Source organism: Gemmatimonadota bacterium (assembly GCA_016712265.1).
Classification (GTDB): Bacteria; Gemmatimonadota; Gemmatimonadetes; order Gemmatimonadales; family Gemmatimonadaceae; genus RBC101.
In genome coordinates, this window is the sequence record JADJRJ010000011.1 from 23,740 (window position 1) to 39,354 (window position 15,615).

Genomic DNA, 15,615 nt, shown 5'->3' on the forward strand with positions numbered 1-15,615 from the left:
CGAAAAACCCGGCGCGTCGGGATGACGGCCGGGCGGAAACGCGAAAGGCCGCCCGGTTAGGGGCGGCCTCTGCACAGGAACTGGATTAAAGCATTTCGATAGTACGACGCGGGTGTGGCGGCGTCAATAGGGCTCCGGGATCACGCCGCCCTCGGCATCCCATCCGCCGACCGCCGCACCGCCCGCTCATCCCCGATCATGTCGAGAGCGTCGAGCAAATGCTGGCGGAACTGCTCCCGCTTCGATGGACTCCGCGCGAGCTGCTGGAGCGGGACGCAGAACACCGCGACCTGCCGCAGCACCCATTCCCGGATCGTCCCACGCCCGATCAGCGACAGCATGGCATCGAAACGACGACGCACGGCTTCCGCCCGTTCCTCGGGCGTTCGGGTGTCGGTCTGCCGCGCCCGCGTCTCCTTCGCCGCGATATCGTCGGCGTCGTCTGGATTGATCGAGGGCGCCACCATGCGGCGGGATCGAGCGTCGATTGTCGCGAAGGGCTGGCCGAATATGTGGAAGGCGAGGTTCGCGAAGGCGCGGCCCGCATCCCGGCGCCTCTCCGCCTCGCCGGGGTCTTCGTCTCTCCGGGACAGCAACCCCTTCGCGTGCATCACGTCGATCGGGTGATCCTGCGAAACATCCATGCGTCCGACCTCCATCATCCGTTTCAGCACCATTTCCGGGGTCGGCTCGACCCGCTGCTGTTTCAGTTGGCCGCCGGGATAGCGGTCGCCGGGCTTGCGTTTACGTGCCATTGTGACGCCCTTTCGAGATCACAGCCCGCCGTTGACCGCGACGGTGCCGAGCACGGTGCGGTCCATCGAAATCGCCGTCATCGGCGGACCTCAATGCGCTTCGGATGATCCGCCCGGTGCTTCTGGCCCAACAGTCGTCGCACGGTCCGCTCGACGAGGACCTGGGCCGAATGGCGGATGCAATCCCCGCAGATCGCAGCGGCCGGCACCTCCTCACCCGGAGCATCACCCACCACCAGCACGTCGCAGTCGTCCTGCGAGACGCCGCAGAACGAACAGCGCAGTTTCTCGGTCATCGCGTTCCCCTCCTAACTCCATATCGGGCGTTCATCTCGGCCTCGATGCCGCGCCGCATCCACTCGCTACGGATGTCGTCGATGCGGATGCAGACCCAGCCCCGATCACGCCATGCGGCTGCCGCTCGGGCCGCGATCTCGTCGTCGTCGAGCGGCTGAGCCGGGACGTGACGGGCGAGGCTGGTGCGGATCGCGATCATGCCACCCCCAGCCACTTCCGGACATCCGGATCGTCGACATCCGGAAGCCGGCGACCTGCGGTTTCCGCGGCCACGGCGCGGATGGCTGCCGAGATGTCGGGGCCGCCCTGGCGCGGCTCCGGCGGCCCCTTCAGCGGGTTGTCGCGCGCCCTGGCATAGACCGGGGCCGCCATCGCGGAGACCCGTGCCTTCTCGGCCTCGGTGGCGGGGCGGTGCGGGGGCGCCGGCTTGCGTCGGGCCGCCATGTCGGCGGCTACCCGGGCCTTGATCGCCGCGCGCTTCCGCTCGCCGAGCTCCGCCACGACGCGATCGCGGATTTCGGCGGCCTTCGGGAACCACTTGCACTCCATGCGAACCCGCTTCAGCGCGGCCTGGGCGATGTCGACGGGCGCGTCCTCCAGCGCCTCCATCATCGCGTCCGATGCCGCCCCCTCGTCGATGCCCTTGGGCGCCGGGCGCAGTGCATCGACCGTTCGTTTCAGCTCGATCGCCAGCCACCTCGGATCGGCCGGCGCGCAATGCGCCTCGAGGAGCCGTGCATCCGCCTCGGCCGTCACCGGCGGCTCATCCTCGGCTGGGCTCCATTCGGCGTAGCGCTGCCGCAGCGAGGCCAGCGTCGAACGCATTTCGGCTGGCGGCGGCATCGTATTCGTTCGAGCGAGTTGTCCTGCCATGGGTCCGATCTCCGGTCGTCTGGATCGTCACGTCGGGTAGCGGTTGCAGGCGGCGCTCATGGGCCTCGATGATGGCGCGGTCGAAGTAGGCCGGGCCGTTCGGAGGCCCCTGCCCACGCCTCGAAACCATCACGGCTCGGATCGCCGGGATCACGTCGAGGTCGAGATCGAGGCCGCGTTGCAGCCATTTCGCGACGTGGACGCTGGCCGTCATCCAGCCGGCTTGCTTCGACGGGTCGGCGTCAGCGGCCTCGATGACGCGTTCGGTGGCGTCGTCCAACCGAGGTCGCGCCCGCGCCCCATCACCACCATCATCTTCTCCGTCAGGAGAATGTGGTTGTGGTTGTGGTTGCTCATGCCCGGCATGTCCGTGTGCATATGCATGTGCATGTCCGTTTGCATCTGCATCGGCCTGTGCATTACCCTTCCACCCGGCGGTTCGCCGCCTCGACGCGTTTGCGGTAGATCGCCCTCGCCTTCTCCAGCTCGGCGTCGACGCGCTTGTGACGCCACACGCCATCGCCGACCTGGAAGAATGCCCGGATCGTCGCCCGGGACCGCCGCCACTCCGACGCCTCCATCCTGGCGATTCGACGCAGCGCGTGCTCGTCGTCCGGCAACGGCGCGCCCGTCGTCCAGTAGTGGCCGAGCAGCAGCAGATAGGCGCCGTGCTCTGCCGCCGACAGGTGGCCGGTATCCCGGAGGTAGTCGCCCCAGTAGATCGGCATGTGCGCTGATGGGCCGCCGGACATCACTTCCCCCGCTTCACCAGCACGAGGTCGTATCCCAGCGCACCGGCCCAGGCGCGGAGCATGGCGAGGCCCGGTGTACTGGTGCCGGTCTCCCAGCGGCTGAGCGAGTTTTTCGCGACCCCGATCGCATCGGACAGGCTGTCCTGGGACCAGCGGCGCGTCGTCCTGGCGGCAATCAGCTCGGCGACCAGCGGGTCAACGGCCATCACCGCCACCACGACAGCAGCCGGGCCAACCTGGATGGCGGCATCGGTGACGGCTTTGGGAACAGTCGCCCGAGCTCGAACCCGCCTTCGTGCGCGGCGTCCCGCATGACCCCGGCACGGCGCATCGCGGCCATGGCCACCGCTCCGGCGACGGCCCATTTTCGCTGCAACCGCCGTTCGTTGGCGGTGCCTCGCCCGATCCCCAGGAGGCGCATCGCCCCGGTCGCGGTTTCCGCGCGGCCGTCCACGATCTCCCATGCGATGGTGACCAGCATCTCGGTATCGTCGATCGGCTGCGCCATGGTCACGTCCTCCTCGTCTGGTTCGGCCGATAGCCTCTCGGATGACTGGATCGAAGTCCGGCGCGGTAGACCTGCCGATACACGGCCTGCCGGGTGCGGTGCGGGAACAGCGCCGCGGCCTCGCGCAGCGTCATGGCGTGGCGCTCCAGCGCGGCGCGCAGGACATCCATCTCCGTCGTGCTCCATGCCATCCAGGCCATCACAGCGCCGCCCACGCCGTGGCGTTGGAGCAATAGGACATCCGATCGGAACTCGTTCGCACGGGTATCCACCGTGGCTCCGGCCGGCATGCGCGAGGGTCGTCCTCGAAGCGCGCATCCGCCGGCCAATCCTCCTCGCGCATCGTGACCCGCGGCCAGTAGTAACCGGGATCGATCTGGGTCGGATGCGGGCCGCTCTCGTCGTCAATCTCCGGCTCGTCGATCACCACCTCGCCGCGCCACTCCGCGATCCACTCGACGACGACGCCCTTGGGCACCTTCACCGCGTTGGAAATCCGCTCGATCGAATGACCGAGCGCGGCTTTCTCGACGACGCGGAGACGCCACGGCTCGCGTTCGTCCGGCGACAGGTCCATGATGTTCGCGATCCACGCCCGTCCCGGTCGGCCGGGGCGAGGCTTCGGCGGGACCAGCGCGACCTTCCCGACGCGCGGTCGCTCCATGTTGAGCGCGAGTCCCGCCTTCCAGCGCATCACCAGACGACGCGCCATCCGCTCCGAACATCCGATCTGCTCGGCGATGATTGCGGGCGTGCATCCGACCTCGACGAGGGCGAGGAACTGCCGCTCGACCTCGGGCGACCAGCGGTAGGCGGATTCCATGCTATCATGCCTCCTGGATGGGGTGGGGAAGGGTCATGCGGCATCCCCGAGAAGGGATGGCTGGATGGACTTGGGCTCTACGGGCGCGGCGTCCCGGAACAGATCGCGCTGGCGGTAGGCGTCGTCGATCCGGCGGCAGGCGATGTCGAAGTAGCCGGGGTCGATCTCGATGCCGATGAACTTCCGGCCCAACTTCGCGCAGGCGACACCCGTGGTGCCGGAGCCCATGAAGGGGTCGAGGATGGTGCCTTCCGCTCGCTTCACAAGATCAGACATCAACCCGACATGCTTTTCAGTCGGGTGGCCACTTGCCTCAATGCCCGTCAAGCCCGGCGCAATGACGCAATATGGCAACACCCGACTTGCTCGCTTCTGCCCATCCGCTCGAAACTCAAAGATCGGCTCGTAGTTGTCTGGCCGATTCGTATTGGTGCGATACCAAACGTGGACAGCGACCAGCGGCAGCGGAACAGGAGGCGCTTCGACTTCAGTCCAGAATACTTGCCAGTGAGCGCATGGCAGAGAAGCGCAGAATCTCCGTGCCCGCGCGATGCCATCCACAAAATGACCGGCGTTGTTCGGATACGGCGGGTCCGTCACCACCGCATCCACCTTCCCGAGCGTCGGGAGGATTTCGAGGCAGTCGCCCAGATGCAGGGTGGCGTCCCCGATGCGCTCGACCCGCCTGGTCATGCGGCCCCCTTGATGGCATTGAACATCCGCCGCACCGCGTAGCTGCGGACCAGCGAAACGACGGTGAATGCCGCGCCGATCAGCAGGTTGTCGGAGAGCGGCAGGTGAACCCCGAAGGCGGGGAAGATGGCGATCTGGGCGAGGACGGCGATGCCGTAGCCGATGGCGACATTGGCGACCGCCTCGACTGCGGACATGCGGCGGGTCTGGCTCATTCCGCGTCCCCGAGCAGGGTAGTCTGGACGGGCTTTGGAATGGGAGCGGCGTCGCGGAATAGGTCGCGCTGGCGGTAGGCGTCCTCGATCCGCAGGCAGGCTATGTCGAAGTATCCGGGGTCGATCTCGATGCCGATGAACTTCCGGCCCAACTTCGCGCAAGCAACGCCCGTGGTGCCGGAGCCCATGAAGGGGTCGAGGATGGTGTCTTCTGGTAGGCTTGCAATGTTCACAAGCCGTTCCATCCACTCAATTGGCTTAGCGGTAGGGTGCCCGTAGTCGCTTGGCATTGGCTTGGCGTCGCTGAAGGATGTTGGCCACATTCCGGGGCGCTTCGGGCGGTTGCCGTAGTATAAGATCGGATGAGAACAGCAGAATCCCCAGCGACCTAGCCCCACACCACCAGGGACGAAGAAAACTCCCATGTCACGCCACTCAGGATACTTTGAAAGTATGCGAGTGCCCGGCGTTACAACACCTCGCTCCGCTATCGCCAGCGCCGATTCAACACGCTGGATGATGTACGCAGGATCATCGTCCGGGAACGAGGCATAGCCGCCGCGGTTCTTGCGCCCGTCGTTCTCTGTTTTGCCGACGAACCCGACCCCATACGGCGGGTCCGTCACCACCGCATCCACCTTCCCGAGTGTCGGGAGGATTTCCAAGCAGTCGCCCAGATGCAGCGTCGCATCGCCGATGTGCTCGACCCGGTTTGCCATCACACGCCCCCCGCGAGTATCCCGATGATGGCGGCGACGAGCATCCCGGCGCCGAGCACGACGCACCAGGCGCAGCCCTGCGCGTAGCCGTCGGCCGCGCGGGGCGGCGGGTCGAGCATGATGCGGTCGTTCATGTTCACTTCCCTGCCCGGAGTGCGATGTGCTTGGCCTCCCGCAGTGCCGCGAGCCGTTGCAGCCGCTTCCCGTGCGGGGCGCGGATGTAGGCGGCGCGGCGGGTCTCGACCTCGCGCAGCTCGGGCGCGGTCAGGAGGTCTGGGTGGATACGGCGGCGGGGCTTCATGCGGCGCTCGCGATCTGTAGCGCATCGACCTGGCGGATGCGGTCGAGCAGCCAAGACAGCACAGGGACGGCCATGCTGTTTCCGATGGCCTTGTATCGAGGCCCGTCCGCCGCCGGCTTGCCGCGATAGAGGATGTCGGTCCAGCCGTCGGGAAAGCCCTGTAGGCGTTCCGCCTCAACAGGCATCAGCCTCCTGACGGCGGTCGGTGATGCGCTTTGATGTGGCAAGATCGGCAAATTCTCGGCGGTGTCGGCGTCGTTCCGGTATCCGCTGCCGCGCGCAGAGCCCGCAGCAAGGGGGCGGGCAAGGTCTTCCCGCGCCTCTCGGCCCGGCGCAGGATTCCTTGACAGGCTCGCTCGCTCAAAAAGTACCGCTGCGGCACGTCGCCAGTCTCCAAGACATCCGACAACGAAGACGCGACGCCGGCGCTGGGGAACTCCGAAGTGCTGAGCGTCAAGAACTCGGTAGGCGACCCCATACCCGAGTTCGCCCATGAGCCCGAGGACGGTTCCAAATGTCCGCCCTCCGTCGATCGACAGGACGCCGGGGACGTTCTCCCAAACCATCCATCGGGAGCGAACTCGGCCAAGAGCCGCAAGGCCGACGAGGGTGAGGTCGCCACGCGGATCGTCCAATCCCGCTCGGCGTCCGGCGACGCTGAACGCCTGGCAGGGGGAGCCCCAGACAACAACGTCAACTGGCTCGACCGCATCCCACTCCACCTTCGTCACGTCGCCGAGATTGCGAACTCCGGGAAACCGTGTGGCGTGAACGGCGGACGGGAACAGGTCGATCTCCGAACACCAGCGCCAGTCGATCCACGGCGCCGCGCACTCCGGGGCGCCGATGCCGCTGAACATCGTGCCGCCCTTCATGCGGCGGCCCTCGCCTCGCGGGTCGGAATGCCGAACGCCCGCAAGCAGGTCGCGACATCGTCGAGGGAACGTGCCAGCAGAACCGGAGGACACCCGCACTGGGCGAGACGGCCGGCCGCAGCGTTCTGCGCGTCGCTGGGCTTGCCCTTGCCTGCCTTGAGCTCGATCCAATGGGCCCGCCCCTGCCAGACGATGCAGAGATCGGGGATGCCCGGTCGGACTCCCATCGCCTTGAGGATGCCGCCCTCGGCCGTGGTCCTGGCACCGCCATTCGGGACGTGAAACGCCCATGCCTCGGCCGGTAGCACGGCGTCGAGGTACTGGATCGCGGCGCGGTGCAGCGCCTGCTCCGGGCGGCGCACGGCGCTCAGCCCTCGATGTCCGGCGCCATGCCTAGCGCCCGCTTGTAGACCTCCAGAAGCTCTTCCTGCTCGTGCAGATCGGCCTCGTCCATGCCGCGAATGCGGAGGATTTGGCGCATGATCTTGGTGTCGAACCCGGCCGACTTGGCCTCGGCGAACACCTCCTTCATGTCCTCGGACAGGGCCCTCTTCTCCTCGGACAGACGTTCCAGGCGATCGATGAACGAGCGGAGTTGGTCGGCGGTGACGCCGGCTGTGGCGGGGATGTCGGTCATGCCGACGCTTCCGCGGGGACGGCGGCGCCATTGAGACGCTTGGCCTCGCGGGTCGCCCGCATCTTGGCGGCACGCGCGAGATACCGAGACCGATAGTCTGGATCGTTCGCGAACTTCTCCTTCAGAGCTGCGCTAATGCCGGGGCGCACAGCCGGCTTACGCTCGTCTGATGCCTCGTGGACGATGCCGATTGCCTTGAGGCCCGCATGCACCTCCGCCAGCTCTGCCGACAGGCGCCGTTCTTCGGCAAGCAGTTGGTCGCGCAGCTTCGCGATATGCTTGTTCACGTCGCACCCTCCGTCATAAGGGGATGCCGCTGGGCTCGCCGCGACCGGCTCATTCCGGTGCTGACGCGAGGCTGATACGGGGCGCGACCAGCAACTCCGACCTTTCCGCCATGCGATCCCGTGCCGATGTGCTGCGGCACGACAGCCGACGCTCGGAGGACGGTTGGTGTGTGCCCGGCCGGTTCCCGGCGGCCGTGGGAGGTGCGCCGGCTGAAGGGCGCGTGGAAAAGAGCGCCGGCCTTCCACCGGCTCGGCCCACTTGACAGCAGGGCTCGCCCCTCGAAGCGGTTGGGTGCTGTTGGCCAGCCCCGTTCGCGCGGCCCAGTTGGGCCTGCCCCGGAGTGCTGGCGCCGCCGATGCCGGGTCAGATCAGGGTCAGAGAGACGTTCAGGACGTACGAGTTCGGTTTCATGCCGATCTCCATCGTTCGGGTTGCGGGAGGTGCCCGGGAAGCGCGACGGCCTCCGCCCGGGCTCGGAGTGGAAACTCCCGCGATTCGGGGAGTCGTCGCGCATCTCAGTCAAGCCGCGGCGGGAGCGCCCGGCTTGCGTCATCTGAAGATCGTCGCTGCCAGCCATCCGCTCTTCTGCGTGGCTACGATGCACCGGCCGAATGCCGGGGGCGGGTCCACGCACCCCTCTACGGGGAAGAGAGACGGCATGTTTGAACCCATGCCGGCCGGCGGGAGCATGGGCGGAGGTATCCCGCCCGTATGCGAGGGAGGGGGTCACGGCCGGGTTTCCGCCCAGGCCCACATGATGGCGGCGCTGATAGCCAACGCTTCCGAGGACAAGCCCAGAAAGCGATGCATGATGAACAGCCAGCCCACGGCGGCGCCGGCAGCCAGCACAAACCTGAGCAGCCGCCACCCCATCACCGCACCCCCGCCCGTTGCAGGTTGCTGCCGAGGCGCAGAAGGAAGGCGGCGCCGATGACACCCATCAGGGCGAAGGGAGCGGAGAGGATCAGGAGGGCGGGGATCATCCCCACGCTCCCAGCCAGACGCCTACGCCGTGAATGATGCCGATCGGCGGAGCAATCGCGCCCGCGATCAGGAACCCCCAGGCTTGCGTGGTGAAGCAGGTGTAGAGGTGCTGAATCCATGCCGCCAACGCGCCGCCCACGAGGGCCAGCATGCAACACCCGCCCACGATGGCCTGAGCGCGCCTCCTCGCTCGCATCGTCCACCTCGCCATCACTCCCCTCCCCCGATCCCGTCGTCCGCCATGCCGTTCCTGATCCGGGCGAGCTCGTCGCCGAGGCAGGCCGCCGCGGCCAGCGTGTCGATCCGGTGCTCCAGCACCGCGATCCGCTGGGCATCGGCATACCGCTCGTGGCGCAGCGTCTCGATCTCGGCTCGGAGATCGGCGAGCTCCGTGCCGAGCGAGCGGGTCTGCTCCAGGGCGAGCGTCGCGTCGAGGGGGCCGGGGATGGCCATCAGGCGGCTCGCAGCAGAACGCGCACCGCGTCCCACTCCCGGATCAGCGTCGCGGACAACAGCTTGTCGCGGCGCCAGAAATCCTCCGCAGGCTCCACCCCAGTTCCGTCGAGGAAGCGCCACAACTGCGCCTCGTTCCTCTCGACTAGGCGCTGTCCAACCGCCGTCAGTTGTTCGTCCGTCAACCCGTCGGTCGGGTCTTGGAAGTCGAGCGGGCGGTTCAGGATGCGAGGCCGCGCTTCGTTGCAGTTCAGGCAGCGCAGCCAGTTCCTCGGCCATCGCGTCTTGCAACCCGGGCAATCCCAGGTCGTGGCGCGTCCGGGCTTGTGGGGGGTCATTCCGCGGCCACAGCGATCTGGCGGTCGGCCCGCCATGTCAGGAAGCGATCAAGCTCCTGCGCGTGCGCCATGTTGCTCTCAGCCATCGACTGGTAGAGGGCGATCTTCTGGCGCACCTCGTCGTCGCTCATCGCGACGATCGGGACCATCACCTCTTCCGTGTCGCGCTTGACGAGGTAGTAGTCTTGGATGTGCTCGCGCTCGAAGCCGGGGAGCATGATCTGCGCCGGCCGATACTCGCGCTCGGTATCGGAGCCGCGCCGGTTGATCTCCCGCCGGACGAGGTCGCGGACAGCCGTGTAGGCGCACCAATGGAAAAACTCGGCGTCTTCTTCCCGGCCGGGCGCCAGCCCCTCGTTGTGCTCGGCGCAGATGCCGTGGGCCAGCCACGTCGCGGCGATCATCTCCCCGCGCGACTGCAAGTCGTCGATGCGGGTGTTGATCTCGTGCACGAGCGTTTCGCGATAGGACATCGCTCAGGCTCCTTTCAGGTTGACGATGAACCGGTCCATCCACTGGTCGATCACGGCGACCCGGCGTCGGAGGTCGGCGATCTCGGACCGCATGACCCCGTTGGCGACCAGTTCGGGCTTCGTGGTTTCGCAAGCGTCGGAGAACCGCTTGATGGTGCCGATGAAGGCGGTCGCCTCTTTGAACCCGGCCGGCGCAGGCTCGACCGGCGGGGGCGGCTCCGGCTCTCGTGCGGGTGCGCGAGATTGCTTGCCGATCTCGGCGAGCTTGGTGACCGTCAGTGGCGCTTCGGCCTCGACCGCTTCCTCAAACGTGGCGAGGGGGACGTTGGCGACGCGAACGGCGGTCACCTGCTGGTGACGGGACATGCCGGCGTCGCGAGCAATCTGCTGCTGCGTCAACTTCGTATGGGCGCCCGCACTAAGTTGGTCCGTCCGCGCACCCTGGCCGTTGTACAGCTTGAGCAGTTCCCCGCACCGCCGCACCGCCCGAGCCTGAATGCGATCCGCCAGCTTCCGCAGCGTGTCGTCATCGGCTTGCTTGGCATAGCTCGCCAGCGCCTCGGCCTTGTTCGCCCAATCCTGGCACTCGTCGAGCGTGACGCAGTTGGACAAGGCGTTCTTCGCGGCCTCGTAGCTCACCGGCAGGCGAGCAGGAATGCGCCGGACTTCCTCCGGGATGACCATGACGGAGGTCACGCGGCCCTCGTCGTGTCGGCATCGGCGTAGAAATCGTTGGCCGTGACCTGCCCGCCGGTCGCCTCGTTGATGGCGTCCAGCGTTTTCCAGTCCGGGCGATTGAGGCCGCGGCGCAGCCGGCTCACCGTCGGCACCGACAGGCCCGACTTCGCAGCAAACGCCGCGAGCGTCATCCCGTTGGCCGATAGGTAGTCGCAAAGTTTCATGGGATGGAAGTTACACGGGGCGCAATTGTCCGTCAACATCTTCTTGCACCCCATGGCATAGACGGCGACCGTTGGTGGCCGCACGGTGCCAACGCCATGCGAAAGACGATGGTTCGTGAATGGCGCCTCTATCGGGGACTAACTCAGCAGCAGCTCGCCGACCGGATCGACGTATCGACGGCATCCATGAGCCGGATCGAGAACGGCAAGCAGGACTATACGCAAGCGCACCTGGAGGCGATTGCATATGCCCTGAATTGCGAACCGGCCGACCTGATCGGCAGCAGAAAGCCAGGCGCCCCCGAGTTTGAGCTTTGGACCGTCATCCAAGGCATGAAACCCAGCCAGCAGATGCGCGCGATGAAGGTGTTGCGCGCGCTGGCTGAGGAAGACGAGGCGGCCTAGACCTACGCGCGCCGGGTTGCTCGGGGCGGAAAGCCACGCGAGCCGTCTATTACACTGAGTGCAATTTTCCTGTAGACGGCTTCTTACGCCCGGTGTAATCTCCCCTCATCAACACCGAGGGAGAGACCCCGATGCAGATCGCGACCGACCACAACGCCCCGAAGCTTTCGGCCCGCGCCAAGCGCGCGCTCGACATCCTCGCCGACGGCGGATTCATGGTCGAGCGGCTGGAAACCAACTTCCACGGCGGTTCGACCTGGATGACGCGGTTTTGCCGCACGCGATCCGCGGCAAGCGCCGTTCGCGGGCTCGGGATCGCGACCAAGTACGAACTGCGCGATGCCGGGTTCCGGTTCCGCACCGTGTCGGACAAGTCGGCGGTCGCGACCTACTACCAGTTGGCTACGGACTGACCGGAGGACCGCCCGATGATCTCCGACCTGACCACCATCACGATCACGGACGAGGACGGCCACGTCGAGTGGTCGAAGCTCGGCCAGCTCATCGCCGATAACGCCGACGCGATGGACGAGCGCGACGCGGCCGACCTGCGGGCCGAACTGGCCGCCTACCGCACCTATCACATGGGCGGCGGCTCGGGGCCGCTGTTCACCATCCGCAACGTCGAGCCGATCGCCTGACCGGAGGACAGACCGATGCTCTACGAGCACAACGACCCCGGGTTCCTGATCCGCTACGCGCGGACCCTGATCGAGAAGGCGCGGCGGGAAGCGGACGAGCGGACCCGCGACGACTTCCTCAGCGAGGCATCCCACGTCATCACGGCGGCCGAACGGCTGGTCAAGGCCGAGAAGCCGGTCGTCATCCTGGCGGAGGCGGCGTGATGGGCGCGCCTTGGACGCCAGGCCCGTGGCAGATGGTCTGGTCTACCAGCGGCCACTTCATGATTGGGATCGCCGATCGAGACGGTGTCGGCGTCACTGACCCCCGATTCAACCTTTGGCGCGGCGACGACGCGGAGGCCAAGGCGAATGCCCGCCTCATAGCCTCCGCTCCTGATCTGGCGGAGGCGCTGGAGCCGTTCGCGGCGATCGATTTCTTCCCAGACGCGCCAAGCTCGGCCGAAGTGATCAAGGTTCGGGTCGCGATCGAAGGCACCGCCTACGAGGCGTCCGTCACGATCGGGGATTTTCGCCGTGCCCGCGCCGCCCTCTCCAAGGCGAAGGGAGAGACGGCATGACCACCCTCCCCCGCTGGTCCGATCTCGTCACGGCCCGTCCTGACGAGTGCGACCCGATCGACCATCCCCGGATTCGCTACGACCGTTTCGTCGGCCGCGTCCTGATCGTCTGCGCGCTGGCGATGCTCCTGACCGGATACCTGACCGGGGCGGGATGGGTGGACTACGAGCGGGCAACCCACCGGATCGAGCTGGCTCAGGAGGTGATGCGATGAGCTCTCTGAATCTGCGCCCCGTCGATGATCTGCCGCTGGGATCGCGGCGTGGCAGGCGCTTTGTCGCCTACTGCCGCCACGATTCCGATCCGTATGTGGAGCCCGCGCGACCCAATCGCCTGACGATTTACGGCGCGTGGTGTGAAGACAACGGTCACGTCCAGGACGGCTGGTGCGTCGTCGAGTGGGGCGGGGCGTTCACGGACAGCGAAGACGACGGCGGCGCACACATGCCTGACTGGTGGTTCCTCGCCGGCACCGACTTCGAGATCGCGGCGAACCCTACCCACTTCCTCGACATCGAACTTCCGGCGGTCGAGGTGACGCCATGACCACCCGCTCCGTAGACCGGCCCGTGTCGGTGGAGCCGATGACGGACGCCGAACTGACCGCCGAGCGCGAAGCCATGGCGCTCGCCGCCGGGCGCGGAACGTGGCCCGCCGATATCGTTGCCCGACTGTTCGCCACCATCGACGCCCTCAAGGCCCGCGCCCTCCCCCTTCCCCGCCGCTACACCGGCGGACCGCTGGAGGACGGGCTGTATCTGTGGCGGAGGCCGTGGTGGCACGCGACGAGCTGGGCGGCCTTCGCCGTCGAAGGCGGTCGGCGACATGCGTTCATGGGACCGACTCTGTACAGCACCGAGGCGGTCGACGTCTGGATCATCGGCCCCATCCACATCCCAGAAATTCCGAGCGAGGACGCGTCGCCATGACCGCCCGCCTGCGCCCCGGCGATCGCGTCCGGCACATGCTCGACGACCTCGAAGGCATCGTCGAGCAGGTCAGCGCCTGCGGCCGGATGCCGACCGTCGTGGTGCGCCTCGACGCCGGCGGCACTGCCGAACTGCCGCAGGGCGAGTGGGAGCGGCTGCCGACGCACGGGAGCCTGTCCGCATGACCGCCCCCCGCACGCTCCACCTCTCCGCATGGCAGGAGCCCACCGGCCTGTCCTGGTCCGATCACCGTGACTACGACGCAGCGGTGGAGGAGGCCGGGGAGGCGGCGATCGCCGACGATCTCCACCGCTACCGCGGCACCATCGTCGTCGCGGTGACCGGGGACCGCGTCCGCTTCGTCGCCGAGCTCGACCTGGCCGAGGCCGCGCACGAGTACCGGCGCGAGTACGAGGAGGAGCAGGTCGTCAGCGTCAACCACCGGGAGTCCTGGAGGGCATACGGATGACCACCAACATCGGCCGCTGCCAGTGGGAGGCGTGGATGTGCGTCCGCGACCTCCGGGACACGATCCGTCAGGACCCCGACGCCCGGGCGGAACTGGACGACGCGATGCTCGACCAGACCATCGCCGAAATCATCGGCCTGCTCGGCGACCTGTCGGTCGATCGGAAATTGAAGGCGCGGGAGGCGGCATGACCACCGCATTCGATCGGCACGGCATCCGCCACCTGTCGGCCTCGGCGCTGAACCTGTGGAAGTCGGACCCGGCGCTCTACGCGGGCAAGTATCTGCTCCGCTGGTCGGAGGATGCCGGCCCGAACGCATGGCTCGGGAGCGCCGTCGAGGCCGGCCTGACCGCATGGCTCTACAAGCGGGACATCGCGACCGCGAAAGAAGCCGCCGACCGGGAATGGCTCAACCGGAGCCAGGGTGACGTGTCGGATGATGTGGAAGCCGTCAAGGCCCGCATCCTGCCCATGCTCGGGATGGCGATCGACGCCACCCGCGGGGTCAACGACACGCCCACCTCGTCCCAGGCCCGGGTCGAGTGCTGGCTGGACGACATCCCGGTTCCCGTCATCGGGTTCACCGACCTGGAATGGCCGGACAGCATCGTCGACCTGAAAACGACGAAGGCGATGCCCTCGTCGCCGCGACCGGATCACGTCGCCCAGATGGCGGTCTACTGGCTCGCTCGTGGCCGGGAGAAGTCCTGCTCCCTGCTCTACGTCACCGACAAGAAGCACGCCGTCTATCGCCTCGAACCCGAGGACATGGAACGGGCACTCGACGATCTGCGGTCGACCGCGAGGACGCTGGAGCGGTTCCTGTCCCGTGTCCGTGACGGGCACGACGCCATCGCCCTCCTGCCTGCGGATACGACCGGATACCGCTGGTCCGACAATCTGCGCGAACGGCTGAATGCCGAAAGGATGGCGGCATGACCATCGACTGGAAGGCCCTTGCGGCCCCCTTCCCGCCGGACGCCGTGTCTTGGCGTGTGGGGTCCATCTCAAAGCGGGACAAGACCAAGGCGAAAGCGCTCGCCTACCTTGATGCCCGAGACGTGATGAACCGGCTCGACGACGTCGCCGGCCCTGCGAACTGGCAGTGTCGCTACAGCCATGCCGGCGCGAAGACAGTCTGCGACATCGCCATCCGTGTCGATGGCGAGTGGGTTTGGAAGGCGGACGGGGCCGGCGATACGGACATCGAGGCCGAGAAGGGCAGCCTTAGCGACGCCTTCAAGCGATCCGCCGTCCGATGGGGCATCGGCCGCTATCTCTACGACCTGCCGTCGCCGTGGGTGACGATCAACGAGTTCAAGCAGATCGAAGACGGCGAGATGCCGAAGCTGCGGGCGTTGCTGGCAAGAGACGCCAGACAGCCCGCCGTTTCGCCGCCTCCCGCCCGACCGGAGCCCGCGCCCGCCCATGCCACGGCCCCATCGGCGCCGACCGAAACACCCCGCGGCTGGGCGTACATCACCGTCGATGGCGAGATCGTGCGCGAACCCACGGCGAAGGCATGGTTCGATCGCCTCGAGGCGGACGTCCGCCGTCTCCCGCCAGCCAAGAGCAACAAGGTCTGGGCGCTCAATGAGAAGGTCTCTGGCGAAGTGCTGGATTCCCTCAACAGCGCGGTGCGCCCGAAGGCCGAGGCCCACCTAGATCGCATCATGACGCTGGTGTCCGAGAACACCAGCCCGGTCACCGCATAGGAGGCCGG

Annotated in this window: 38 protein-coding genes; 13 read left to right on the forward strand and 25 right to left on the reverse strand. The window is 67.2% G+C overall.

Annotated elements, in window-relative coordinates; genetic code table 11:
- Positions 1 to 140: 140 nt before the first annotated feature.
- The 25 genes from IPK85_01755 to IPK85_01875 all read right to left on the reverse strand — a co-directional run bounded on the left by IPK85_01755 (position 141) and on the right by IPK85_01875 (position 10,886).
- Positions 141 to 755, reverse strand: coding sequence for a hypothetical protein (locus tag IPK85_01755; GenBank protein MBK8246121.1), 615 nt, complete (start codon positions 753 to 755; stop codon positions 141 to 143).
- A gap of 77 nt (positions 756 to 832) precedes the next feature.
- Complete coding sequence (locus IPK85_01760; protein MBK8246122.1) at positions 833 to 1,051, reverse strand: hypothetical protein; 219 nt, start codon at positions 1,049 to 1,051, stop codon at positions 833 to 835.
- On the reverse strand, positions 1,048 to 1,251 hold the full coding sequence (locus IPK85_01765) for a hypothetical protein (GenBank protein ID MBK8246123.1): 204 nt from the start codon (positions 1,249 to 1,251) through the stop codon (positions 1,048 to 1,050). The genes IPK85_01760 and IPK85_01765 overlap by 4 nt, the downstream gene beginning before the upstream one ends.
- Positions 1,248 to 1,877 (reverse strand): hypothetical protein, encoded by a 630-nt coding sequence (locus IPK85_01770; protein ID MBK8246124.1) that lies wholly within the window; start codon positions 1,875 to 1,877, stop codon positions 1,248 to 1,250. The genes IPK85_01765 and IPK85_01770 overlap by 4 nt, the downstream gene beginning before the upstream one ends.
- On the reverse strand, positions 1,816 to 2,205 hold the full coding sequence (locus tag IPK85_01775; GenBank protein MBK8246125.1) for a hypothetical protein: 390 nt from the start codon (positions 2,203 to 2,205) through the stop codon (positions 1,816 to 1,818). The genes IPK85_01770 and IPK85_01775 overlap by 62 nt, the downstream gene beginning before the upstream one ends.
- A 139-nt stretch (positions 2,206 to 2,344) precedes the next feature.
- Positions 2,345 to 2,653, reverse strand: a complete 309-nt coding sequence (locus tag IPK85_01780; GenBank protein ID MBK8246126.1) for a DUF1376 domain-containing protein — start codon at positions 2,651 to 2,653, stop codon at positions 2,345 to 2,347.
- 23 nt (positions 2,654 to 2,676) lie between these two features.
- Positions 2,677 to 2,883 carry a helix-turn-helix transcriptional regulator gene (locus IPK85_01785; GenBank protein ID MBK8246127.1) on the reverse strand — a complete coding sequence of 69 codons (207 nt, stop codon included), beginning with the start codon at positions 2,881 to 2,883 and terminating at the stop codon, positions 2,677 to 2,679.
- Positions 2,883 to 3,185: a hypothetical protein gene (locus IPK85_01790; GenBank protein MBK8246128.1), complete on the reverse strand. Its 303-nt coding sequence runs from the start codon at positions 3,183 to 3,185 to the stop codon at positions 2,883 to 2,885. Before IPK85_01790 ends, IPK85_01785 begins: the two co-directional genes overlap by 1 nt.
- Positions 3,186 to 3,187: 2 nt before the next feature.
- A complete protein-coding gene (locus IPK85_01795; protein MBK8246129.1) occupies positions 3,188 to 3,376 on the reverse strand; it encodes a hypothetical protein in 189 nt (62 codons plus the stop codon).
- Between the two features lie 8 nt (positions 3,377 to 3,384).
- On the reverse strand, positions 3,385 to 4,008 hold the full coding sequence (locus IPK85_01800; GenBank protein ID MBK8246130.1) for a hypothetical protein: 624 nt from the start codon (positions 4,006 to 4,008) through the stop codon (positions 3,385 to 3,387).
- A 33-nt stretch (positions 4,009 to 4,041) separates the two neighbouring features.
- Positions 4,042 to 4,701, reverse strand: a complete 660-nt coding sequence (locus IPK85_01805) for a site-specific DNA-methyltransferase (protein ID MBK8246131.1) — start codon at positions 4,699 to 4,701, stop codon at positions 4,042 to 4,044.
- Positions 4,698 to 4,916, reverse strand: a complete 219-nt coding sequence (locus IPK85_01810) for a hypothetical protein (GenBank protein MBK8246132.1) — start codon at positions 4,914 to 4,916, stop codon at positions 4,698 to 4,700. Before IPK85_01810 ends, IPK85_01805 begins: the two co-directional genes overlap by 4 nt.
- Positions 4,913 to 5,635 (reverse strand): site-specific DNA-methyltransferase, encoded by a 723-nt coding sequence (locus tag IPK85_01815; protein MBK8246133.1) that lies wholly within the window; start codon positions 5,633 to 5,635, stop codon positions 4,913 to 4,915. The genes IPK85_01810 and IPK85_01815 overlap by 4 nt, the downstream gene beginning before the upstream one ends.
- 136 nt (positions 5,636 to 5,771) lie before the next feature.
- Entirely contained in the window at positions 5,772 to 5,936 is a 165-nt protein-coding gene (locus tag IPK85_01820; GenBank protein MBK8246134.1) for a hypothetical protein, read from the reverse strand.
- Complete coding sequence (locus IPK85_01825; protein ID MBK8246135.1) at positions 5,933 to 6,811, reverse strand: DNA cytosine methyltransferase; 879 nt, start codon at positions 6,809 to 6,811, stop codon at positions 5,933 to 5,935. The genes IPK85_01820 and IPK85_01825 overlap by 4 nt, the downstream gene beginning before the upstream one ends.
- Positions 6,808 to 7,173 carry a VRR-NUC domain-containing protein gene (locus tag IPK85_01830; protein MBK8246136.1) on the reverse strand — a complete coding sequence of 122 codons (366 nt, stop codon included), beginning with the start codon at positions 7,171 to 7,173 and terminating at the stop codon, positions 6,808 to 6,810. Before IPK85_01830 ends, IPK85_01825 begins: the two co-directional genes overlap by 4 nt.
- Before the next feature lie 5 nt (positions 7,174 to 7,178).
- Positions 7,179 to 7,448: a DUF2312 domain-containing protein gene (locus tag IPK85_01835; GenBank protein ID MBK8246137.1), complete on the reverse strand. Its 270-nt coding sequence runs from the start codon at positions 7,446 to 7,448 to the stop codon at positions 7,179 to 7,181.
- On the reverse strand, positions 7,445 to 7,735 hold the full coding sequence (locus tag IPK85_01840) for a hypothetical protein (GenBank protein MBK8246138.1): 291 nt from the start codon (positions 7,733 to 7,735) through the stop codon (positions 7,445 to 7,447). The genes IPK85_01835 and IPK85_01840 overlap by 4 nt, the downstream gene beginning before the upstream one ends.
- Positions 7,736 to 8,462: 727 nt before the next feature.
- Positions 8,463 to 8,609 (reverse strand): hypothetical protein, encoded by a 147-nt coding sequence (locus tag IPK85_01845; GenBank protein MBK8246139.1) that lies wholly within the window; start codon positions 8,607 to 8,609, stop codon positions 8,463 to 8,465.
- Between the two features lie 106 nt (positions 8,610 to 8,715).
- On the reverse strand, positions 8,716 to 8,871 hold the full coding sequence (locus IPK85_01850; GenBank protein ID MBK8246140.1) for a hypothetical protein: 156 nt from the start codon (positions 8,869 to 8,871) through the stop codon (positions 8,716 to 8,718).
- 59 nt (positions 8,872 to 8,930) lie between these two features.
- A complete protein-coding gene (locus tag IPK85_01855) occupies positions 8,931 to 9,173 on the reverse strand; it encodes a hypothetical protein (GenBank protein MBK8246141.1) in 243 nt (80 codons plus the stop codon).
- Positions 9,173 to 9,511, reverse strand: coding sequence for a hypothetical protein (locus tag IPK85_01860; protein ID MBK8246142.1), 339 nt, complete (start codon positions 9,509 to 9,511; stop codon positions 9,173 to 9,175). The genes IPK85_01855 and IPK85_01860 overlap by 1 nt, the downstream gene beginning before the upstream one ends.
- A complete protein-coding gene (locus IPK85_01865; GenBank protein MBK8246143.1) occupies positions 9,508 to 9,963 on the reverse strand; it encodes a hypothetical protein in 456 nt (151 codons plus the stop codon). Before IPK85_01865 ends, IPK85_01860 begins: the two co-directional genes overlap by 4 nt.
- 24 nt (positions 9,964 to 9,987) lie before the next feature.
- Positions 9,988 to 10,680, reverse strand: coding sequence for a hypothetical protein (locus IPK85_01870; protein MBK8246144.1), 693 nt, complete (start codon positions 10,678 to 10,680; stop codon positions 9,988 to 9,990).
- Positions 10,677 to 10,886: a helix-turn-helix transcriptional regulator gene (locus IPK85_01875; GenBank protein ID MBK8246145.1), complete on the reverse strand. Its 210-nt coding sequence runs from the start codon at positions 10,884 to 10,886 to the stop codon at positions 10,677 to 10,679. The genes IPK85_01870 and IPK85_01875 overlap by 4 nt, the downstream gene beginning before the upstream one ends.
- A gap of 96 nt (positions 10,887 to 10,982) precedes the next feature.
- Here IPK85_01875 and IPK85_01880 point away from each other — a divergent pair, with 96 nt between their 5' ends.
- The 13 genes from IPK85_01880 (at position 10,983) to IPK85_01940 (ending at position 15,607) form a co-directional block, all read left to right on the forward strand.
- A complete protein-coding gene (locus IPK85_01880; GenBank protein ID MBK8246146.1) occupies positions 10,983 to 11,291 on the forward strand; it encodes a helix-turn-helix transcriptional regulator in 309 nt (102 codons plus the stop codon).
- A 131-nt stretch (positions 11,292 to 11,422) separates the two neighbouring features.
- Complete coding sequence (locus IPK85_01885) at positions 11,423 to 11,704, forward strand: hypothetical protein (GenBank protein MBK8246147.1); 282 nt, start codon at positions 11,423 to 11,425, stop codon at positions 11,702 to 11,704.
- A 15-nt stretch (positions 11,705 to 11,719) separates the two neighbouring features.
- Entirely contained in the window at positions 11,720 to 11,932 is a 213-nt protein-coding gene (locus IPK85_01890; protein ID MBK8246148.1) for a hypothetical protein, read from the forward strand.
- A 15-nt stretch (positions 11,933 to 11,947) separates the two neighbouring features.
- On the forward strand, positions 11,948 to 12,136 hold the full coding sequence (locus tag IPK85_01895; protein ID MBK8246149.1) for a hypothetical protein: 189 nt from the start codon (positions 11,948 to 11,950) through the stop codon (positions 12,134 to 12,136).
- Complete coding sequence (locus IPK85_01900) at positions 12,136 to 12,492, forward strand: hypothetical protein (GenBank protein ID MBK8246150.1); 357 nt, start codon at positions 12,136 to 12,138, stop codon at positions 12,490 to 12,492. The genes IPK85_01895 and IPK85_01900 overlap by 1 nt, the downstream gene beginning before the upstream one ends.
- Complete coding sequence (locus IPK85_01905; GenBank protein MBK8246151.1) at positions 12,489 to 12,707, forward strand: hypothetical protein; 219 nt, start codon at positions 12,489 to 12,491, stop codon at positions 12,705 to 12,707. The genes IPK85_01900 and IPK85_01905 overlap by 4 nt, the downstream gene beginning before the upstream one ends.
- On the forward strand, positions 12,704 to 13,039 hold the full coding sequence (locus IPK85_01910; GenBank protein ID MBK8246152.1) for a hypothetical protein: 336 nt from the start codon (positions 12,704 to 12,706) through the stop codon (positions 13,037 to 13,039). The genes IPK85_01905 and IPK85_01910 overlap by 4 nt, the downstream gene beginning before the upstream one ends.
- Positions 13,036 to 13,422, forward strand: a complete 387-nt coding sequence (locus IPK85_01915; protein ID MBK8246153.1) for a hypothetical protein — start codon at positions 13,036 to 13,038, stop codon at positions 13,420 to 13,422. The genes IPK85_01910 and IPK85_01915 overlap by 4 nt, the downstream gene beginning before the upstream one ends.
- Positions 13,419 to 13,607 carry a hypothetical protein gene (locus IPK85_01920; protein ID MBK8246154.1) on the forward strand — a complete coding sequence of 63 codons (189 nt, stop codon included), beginning with the start codon at positions 13,419 to 13,421 and terminating at the stop codon, positions 13,605 to 13,607. The genes IPK85_01915 and IPK85_01920 overlap by 4 nt, the downstream gene beginning before the upstream one ends.
- A complete protein-coding gene (locus IPK85_01925) occupies positions 13,604 to 13,891 on the forward strand; it encodes a hypothetical protein (GenBank protein ID MBK8246155.1) in 288 nt (95 codons plus the stop codon). Before IPK85_01920 ends, IPK85_01925 begins: the two co-directional genes overlap by 4 nt.
- On the forward strand, positions 13,888 to 14,082 hold the full coding sequence (locus IPK85_01930; protein MBK8246156.1) for a hypothetical protein: 195 nt from the start codon (positions 13,888 to 13,890) through the stop codon (positions 14,080 to 14,082). Before IPK85_01925 ends, IPK85_01930 begins: the two co-directional genes overlap by 4 nt.
- On the forward strand, positions 14,079 to 14,831 hold the full coding sequence (locus IPK85_01935; protein MBK8246157.1) for a PD-(D/E)XK nuclease family protein: 753 nt from the start codon (positions 14,079 to 14,081) through the stop codon (positions 14,829 to 14,831). Before IPK85_01930 ends, IPK85_01935 begins: the two co-directional genes overlap by 4 nt.
- Entirely contained in the window at positions 14,828 to 15,607 is a 780-nt protein-coding gene (locus IPK85_01940; protein ID MBK8246158.1) for a hypothetical protein, read from the forward strand. Before IPK85_01935 ends, IPK85_01940 begins: the two co-directional genes overlap by 4 nt.
- Positions 15,608 to 15,615 lie beyond the last annotated feature (8 nt).

Bases quoted from the DNA above. Each gene is read 5' to 3' on its own strand.
- IPK85_01930 (MBK8246156.1), top strand. From the start codon at position 13,888: ATGACCACCAACATCGGCCGCTGCCAGTGGGAGGCGTGGATGTGCGTC.
- IPK85_01850 (MBK8246140.1), bottom strand. From the start codon at position 8,871: ATGCTGGCCCTCGTGGGCGGCGCGTTGGCGGCATGGATTCAGCACCTC.
- IPK85_01755 (MBK8246121.1), bottom strand. From the start codon at position 755: ATGGCACGTAAACGCAAGCCCGGCGACCGCTATCCCGGCGGCCAACTG.
- IPK85_01790 (MBK8246128.1), bottom strand. From the start codon at position 3,185: ATGGCGCAGCCGATCGACGATACCGAGATGCTGGTCACCATCGCATGG.
- IPK85_01875 (MBK8246145.1), bottom strand. From the start codon at position 10,886: ATGAAACTTTGCGACTACCTATCGGCCAACGGGATGACGCTCGCGGCG.
- IPK85_01845 (MBK8246139.1), bottom strand. From the start codon at position 8,609: ATGGGGTGGCGGCTGCTCAGGTTTGTGCTGGCTGCCGGCGCCGCCGTG.
- IPK85_01885 (MBK8246147.1), top strand. From the start codon at position 11,423: ATGCAGATCGCGACCGACCACAACGCCCCGAAGCTTTCGGCCCGCGCC.
- IPK85_01785 (MBK8246127.1), bottom strand. From the start codon at position 2,883: ATGGCCGTTGACCCGCTGGTCGCCGAGCTGATTGCCGCCAGGACGACG.
- IPK85_01860 (MBK8246142.1), bottom strand. From the start codon at position 9,511: ATGACCCCCCACAAGCCCGGACGCGCCACGACCTGGGATTGCCCGGGT.
- IPK85_01880 (MBK8246146.1), top strand. From the start codon at position 10,983: ATGCGAAAGACGATGGTTCGTGAATGGCGCCTCTATCGGGGACTAACT.
- IPK85_01805 (MBK8246131.1), bottom strand. From the start codon at position 4,701: ATGACCAGGCGGGTCGAGCGCATCGGGGACGCCACCCTGCATCTGGGC.
- IPK85_01810 (MBK8246132.1), bottom strand. From the start codon at position 4,916: ATGAGCCAGACCCGCCGCATGTCCGCAGTCGAGGCGGTCGCCAATGTC.
- IPK85_01890 (MBK8246148.1), top strand. From the start codon at position 11,720: ATGATCTCCGACCTGACCACCATCACGATCACGGACGAGGACGGCCAC.
- IPK85_01935 (MBK8246157.1), top strand. From the start codon at position 14,079: ATGACCACCGCATTCGATCGGCACGGCATCCGCCACCTGTCGGCCTCG.
- IPK85_01915 (MBK8246153.1), top strand. From the start codon at position 13,036: ATGACCACCCGCTCCGTAGACCGGCCCGTGTCGGTGGAGCCGATGACG.
- IPK85_01940 (MBK8246158.1), top strand. From the start codon at position 14,828: ATGACCATCGACTGGAAGGCCCTTGCGGCCCCCTTCCCGCCGGACGCC.
- IPK85_01800 (MBK8246130.1), bottom strand. From the start codon at position 4,008: ATGGAATCCGCCTACCGCTGGTCGCCCGAGGTCGAGCGGCAGTTCCTC.
- IPK85_01760 (MBK8246122.1), bottom strand. From the start codon at position 1,051: ATGACCGAGAAACTGCGCTGTTCGTTCTGCGGCGTCTCGCAGGACGAC.
- IPK85_01820 (MBK8246134.1), bottom strand. From the start codon at position 5,936: ATGAAGCCCCGCCGCCGTATCCACCCAGACCTCCTGACCGCGCCCGAG.
- IPK85_01925 (MBK8246155.1), top strand. From the start codon at position 13,604: ATGACCGCCCCCCGCACGCTCCACCTCTCCGCATGGCAGGAGCCCACC.
- IPK85_01825 (MBK8246135.1), bottom strand. From the start codon at position 6,811: ATGAAGGGCGGCACGATGTTCAGCGGCATCGGCGCCCCGGAGTGCGCG.
- IPK85_01920 (MBK8246154.1), top strand. From the start codon at position 13,419: ATGACCGCCCGCCTGCGCCCCGGCGATCGCGTCCGGCACATGCTCGAC.
- IPK85_01770 (MBK8246124.1), bottom strand. From the start codon at position 1,877: ATGCGTTCGACGCTGGCCTCGCTGCGGCAGCGCTACGCCGAATGGAGC.
- IPK85_01895 (MBK8246149.1), top strand. From the start codon at position 11,948: ATGCTCTACGAGCACAACGACCCCGGGTTCCTGATCCGCTACGCGCGG.
- IPK85_01855 (MBK8246141.1), bottom strand. From the start codon at position 9,173: ATGGCCATCCCCGGCCCCCTCGACGCGACGCTCGCCCTGGAGCAGACC.
- IPK85_01795 (MBK8246129.1), bottom strand. From the start codon at position 3,376: ATGGCATGGAGCACGACGGAGATGGATGTCCTGCGCGCCGCGCTGGAG.
- IPK85_01815 (MBK8246133.1), bottom strand. From the start codon at position 5,635: ATGGCAAACCGGGTCGAGCACATCGGCGATGCGACGCTGCATCTGGGC.
- IPK85_01905 (MBK8246151.1), top strand. From the start codon at position 12,489: ATGACCACCCTCCCCCGCTGGTCCGATCTCGTCACGGCCCGTCCTGAC.
- IPK85_01900 (MBK8246150.1), top strand. From the start codon at position 12,136: ATGGGCGCGCCTTGGACGCCAGGCCCGTGGCAGATGGTCTGGTCTACC.
- IPK85_01780 (MBK8246126.1), bottom strand. From the start codon at position 2,653: ATGCCGATCTACTGGGGCGACTACCTCCGGGATACCGGCCACCTGTCG.
- IPK85_01910 (MBK8246152.1), top strand. From the start codon at position 12,704: ATGAGCTCTCTGAATCTGCGCCCCGTCGATGATCTGCCGCTGGGATCG.
- IPK85_01765 (MBK8246123.1), bottom strand. From the start codon at position 1,251: ATGATCGCGATCCGCACCAGCCTCGCCCGTCACGTCCCGGCTCAGCCG.
- IPK85_01835 (MBK8246137.1), bottom strand. From the start codon at position 7,448: ATGACCGACATCCCCGCCACAGCCGGCGTCACCGCCGACCAACTCCGC.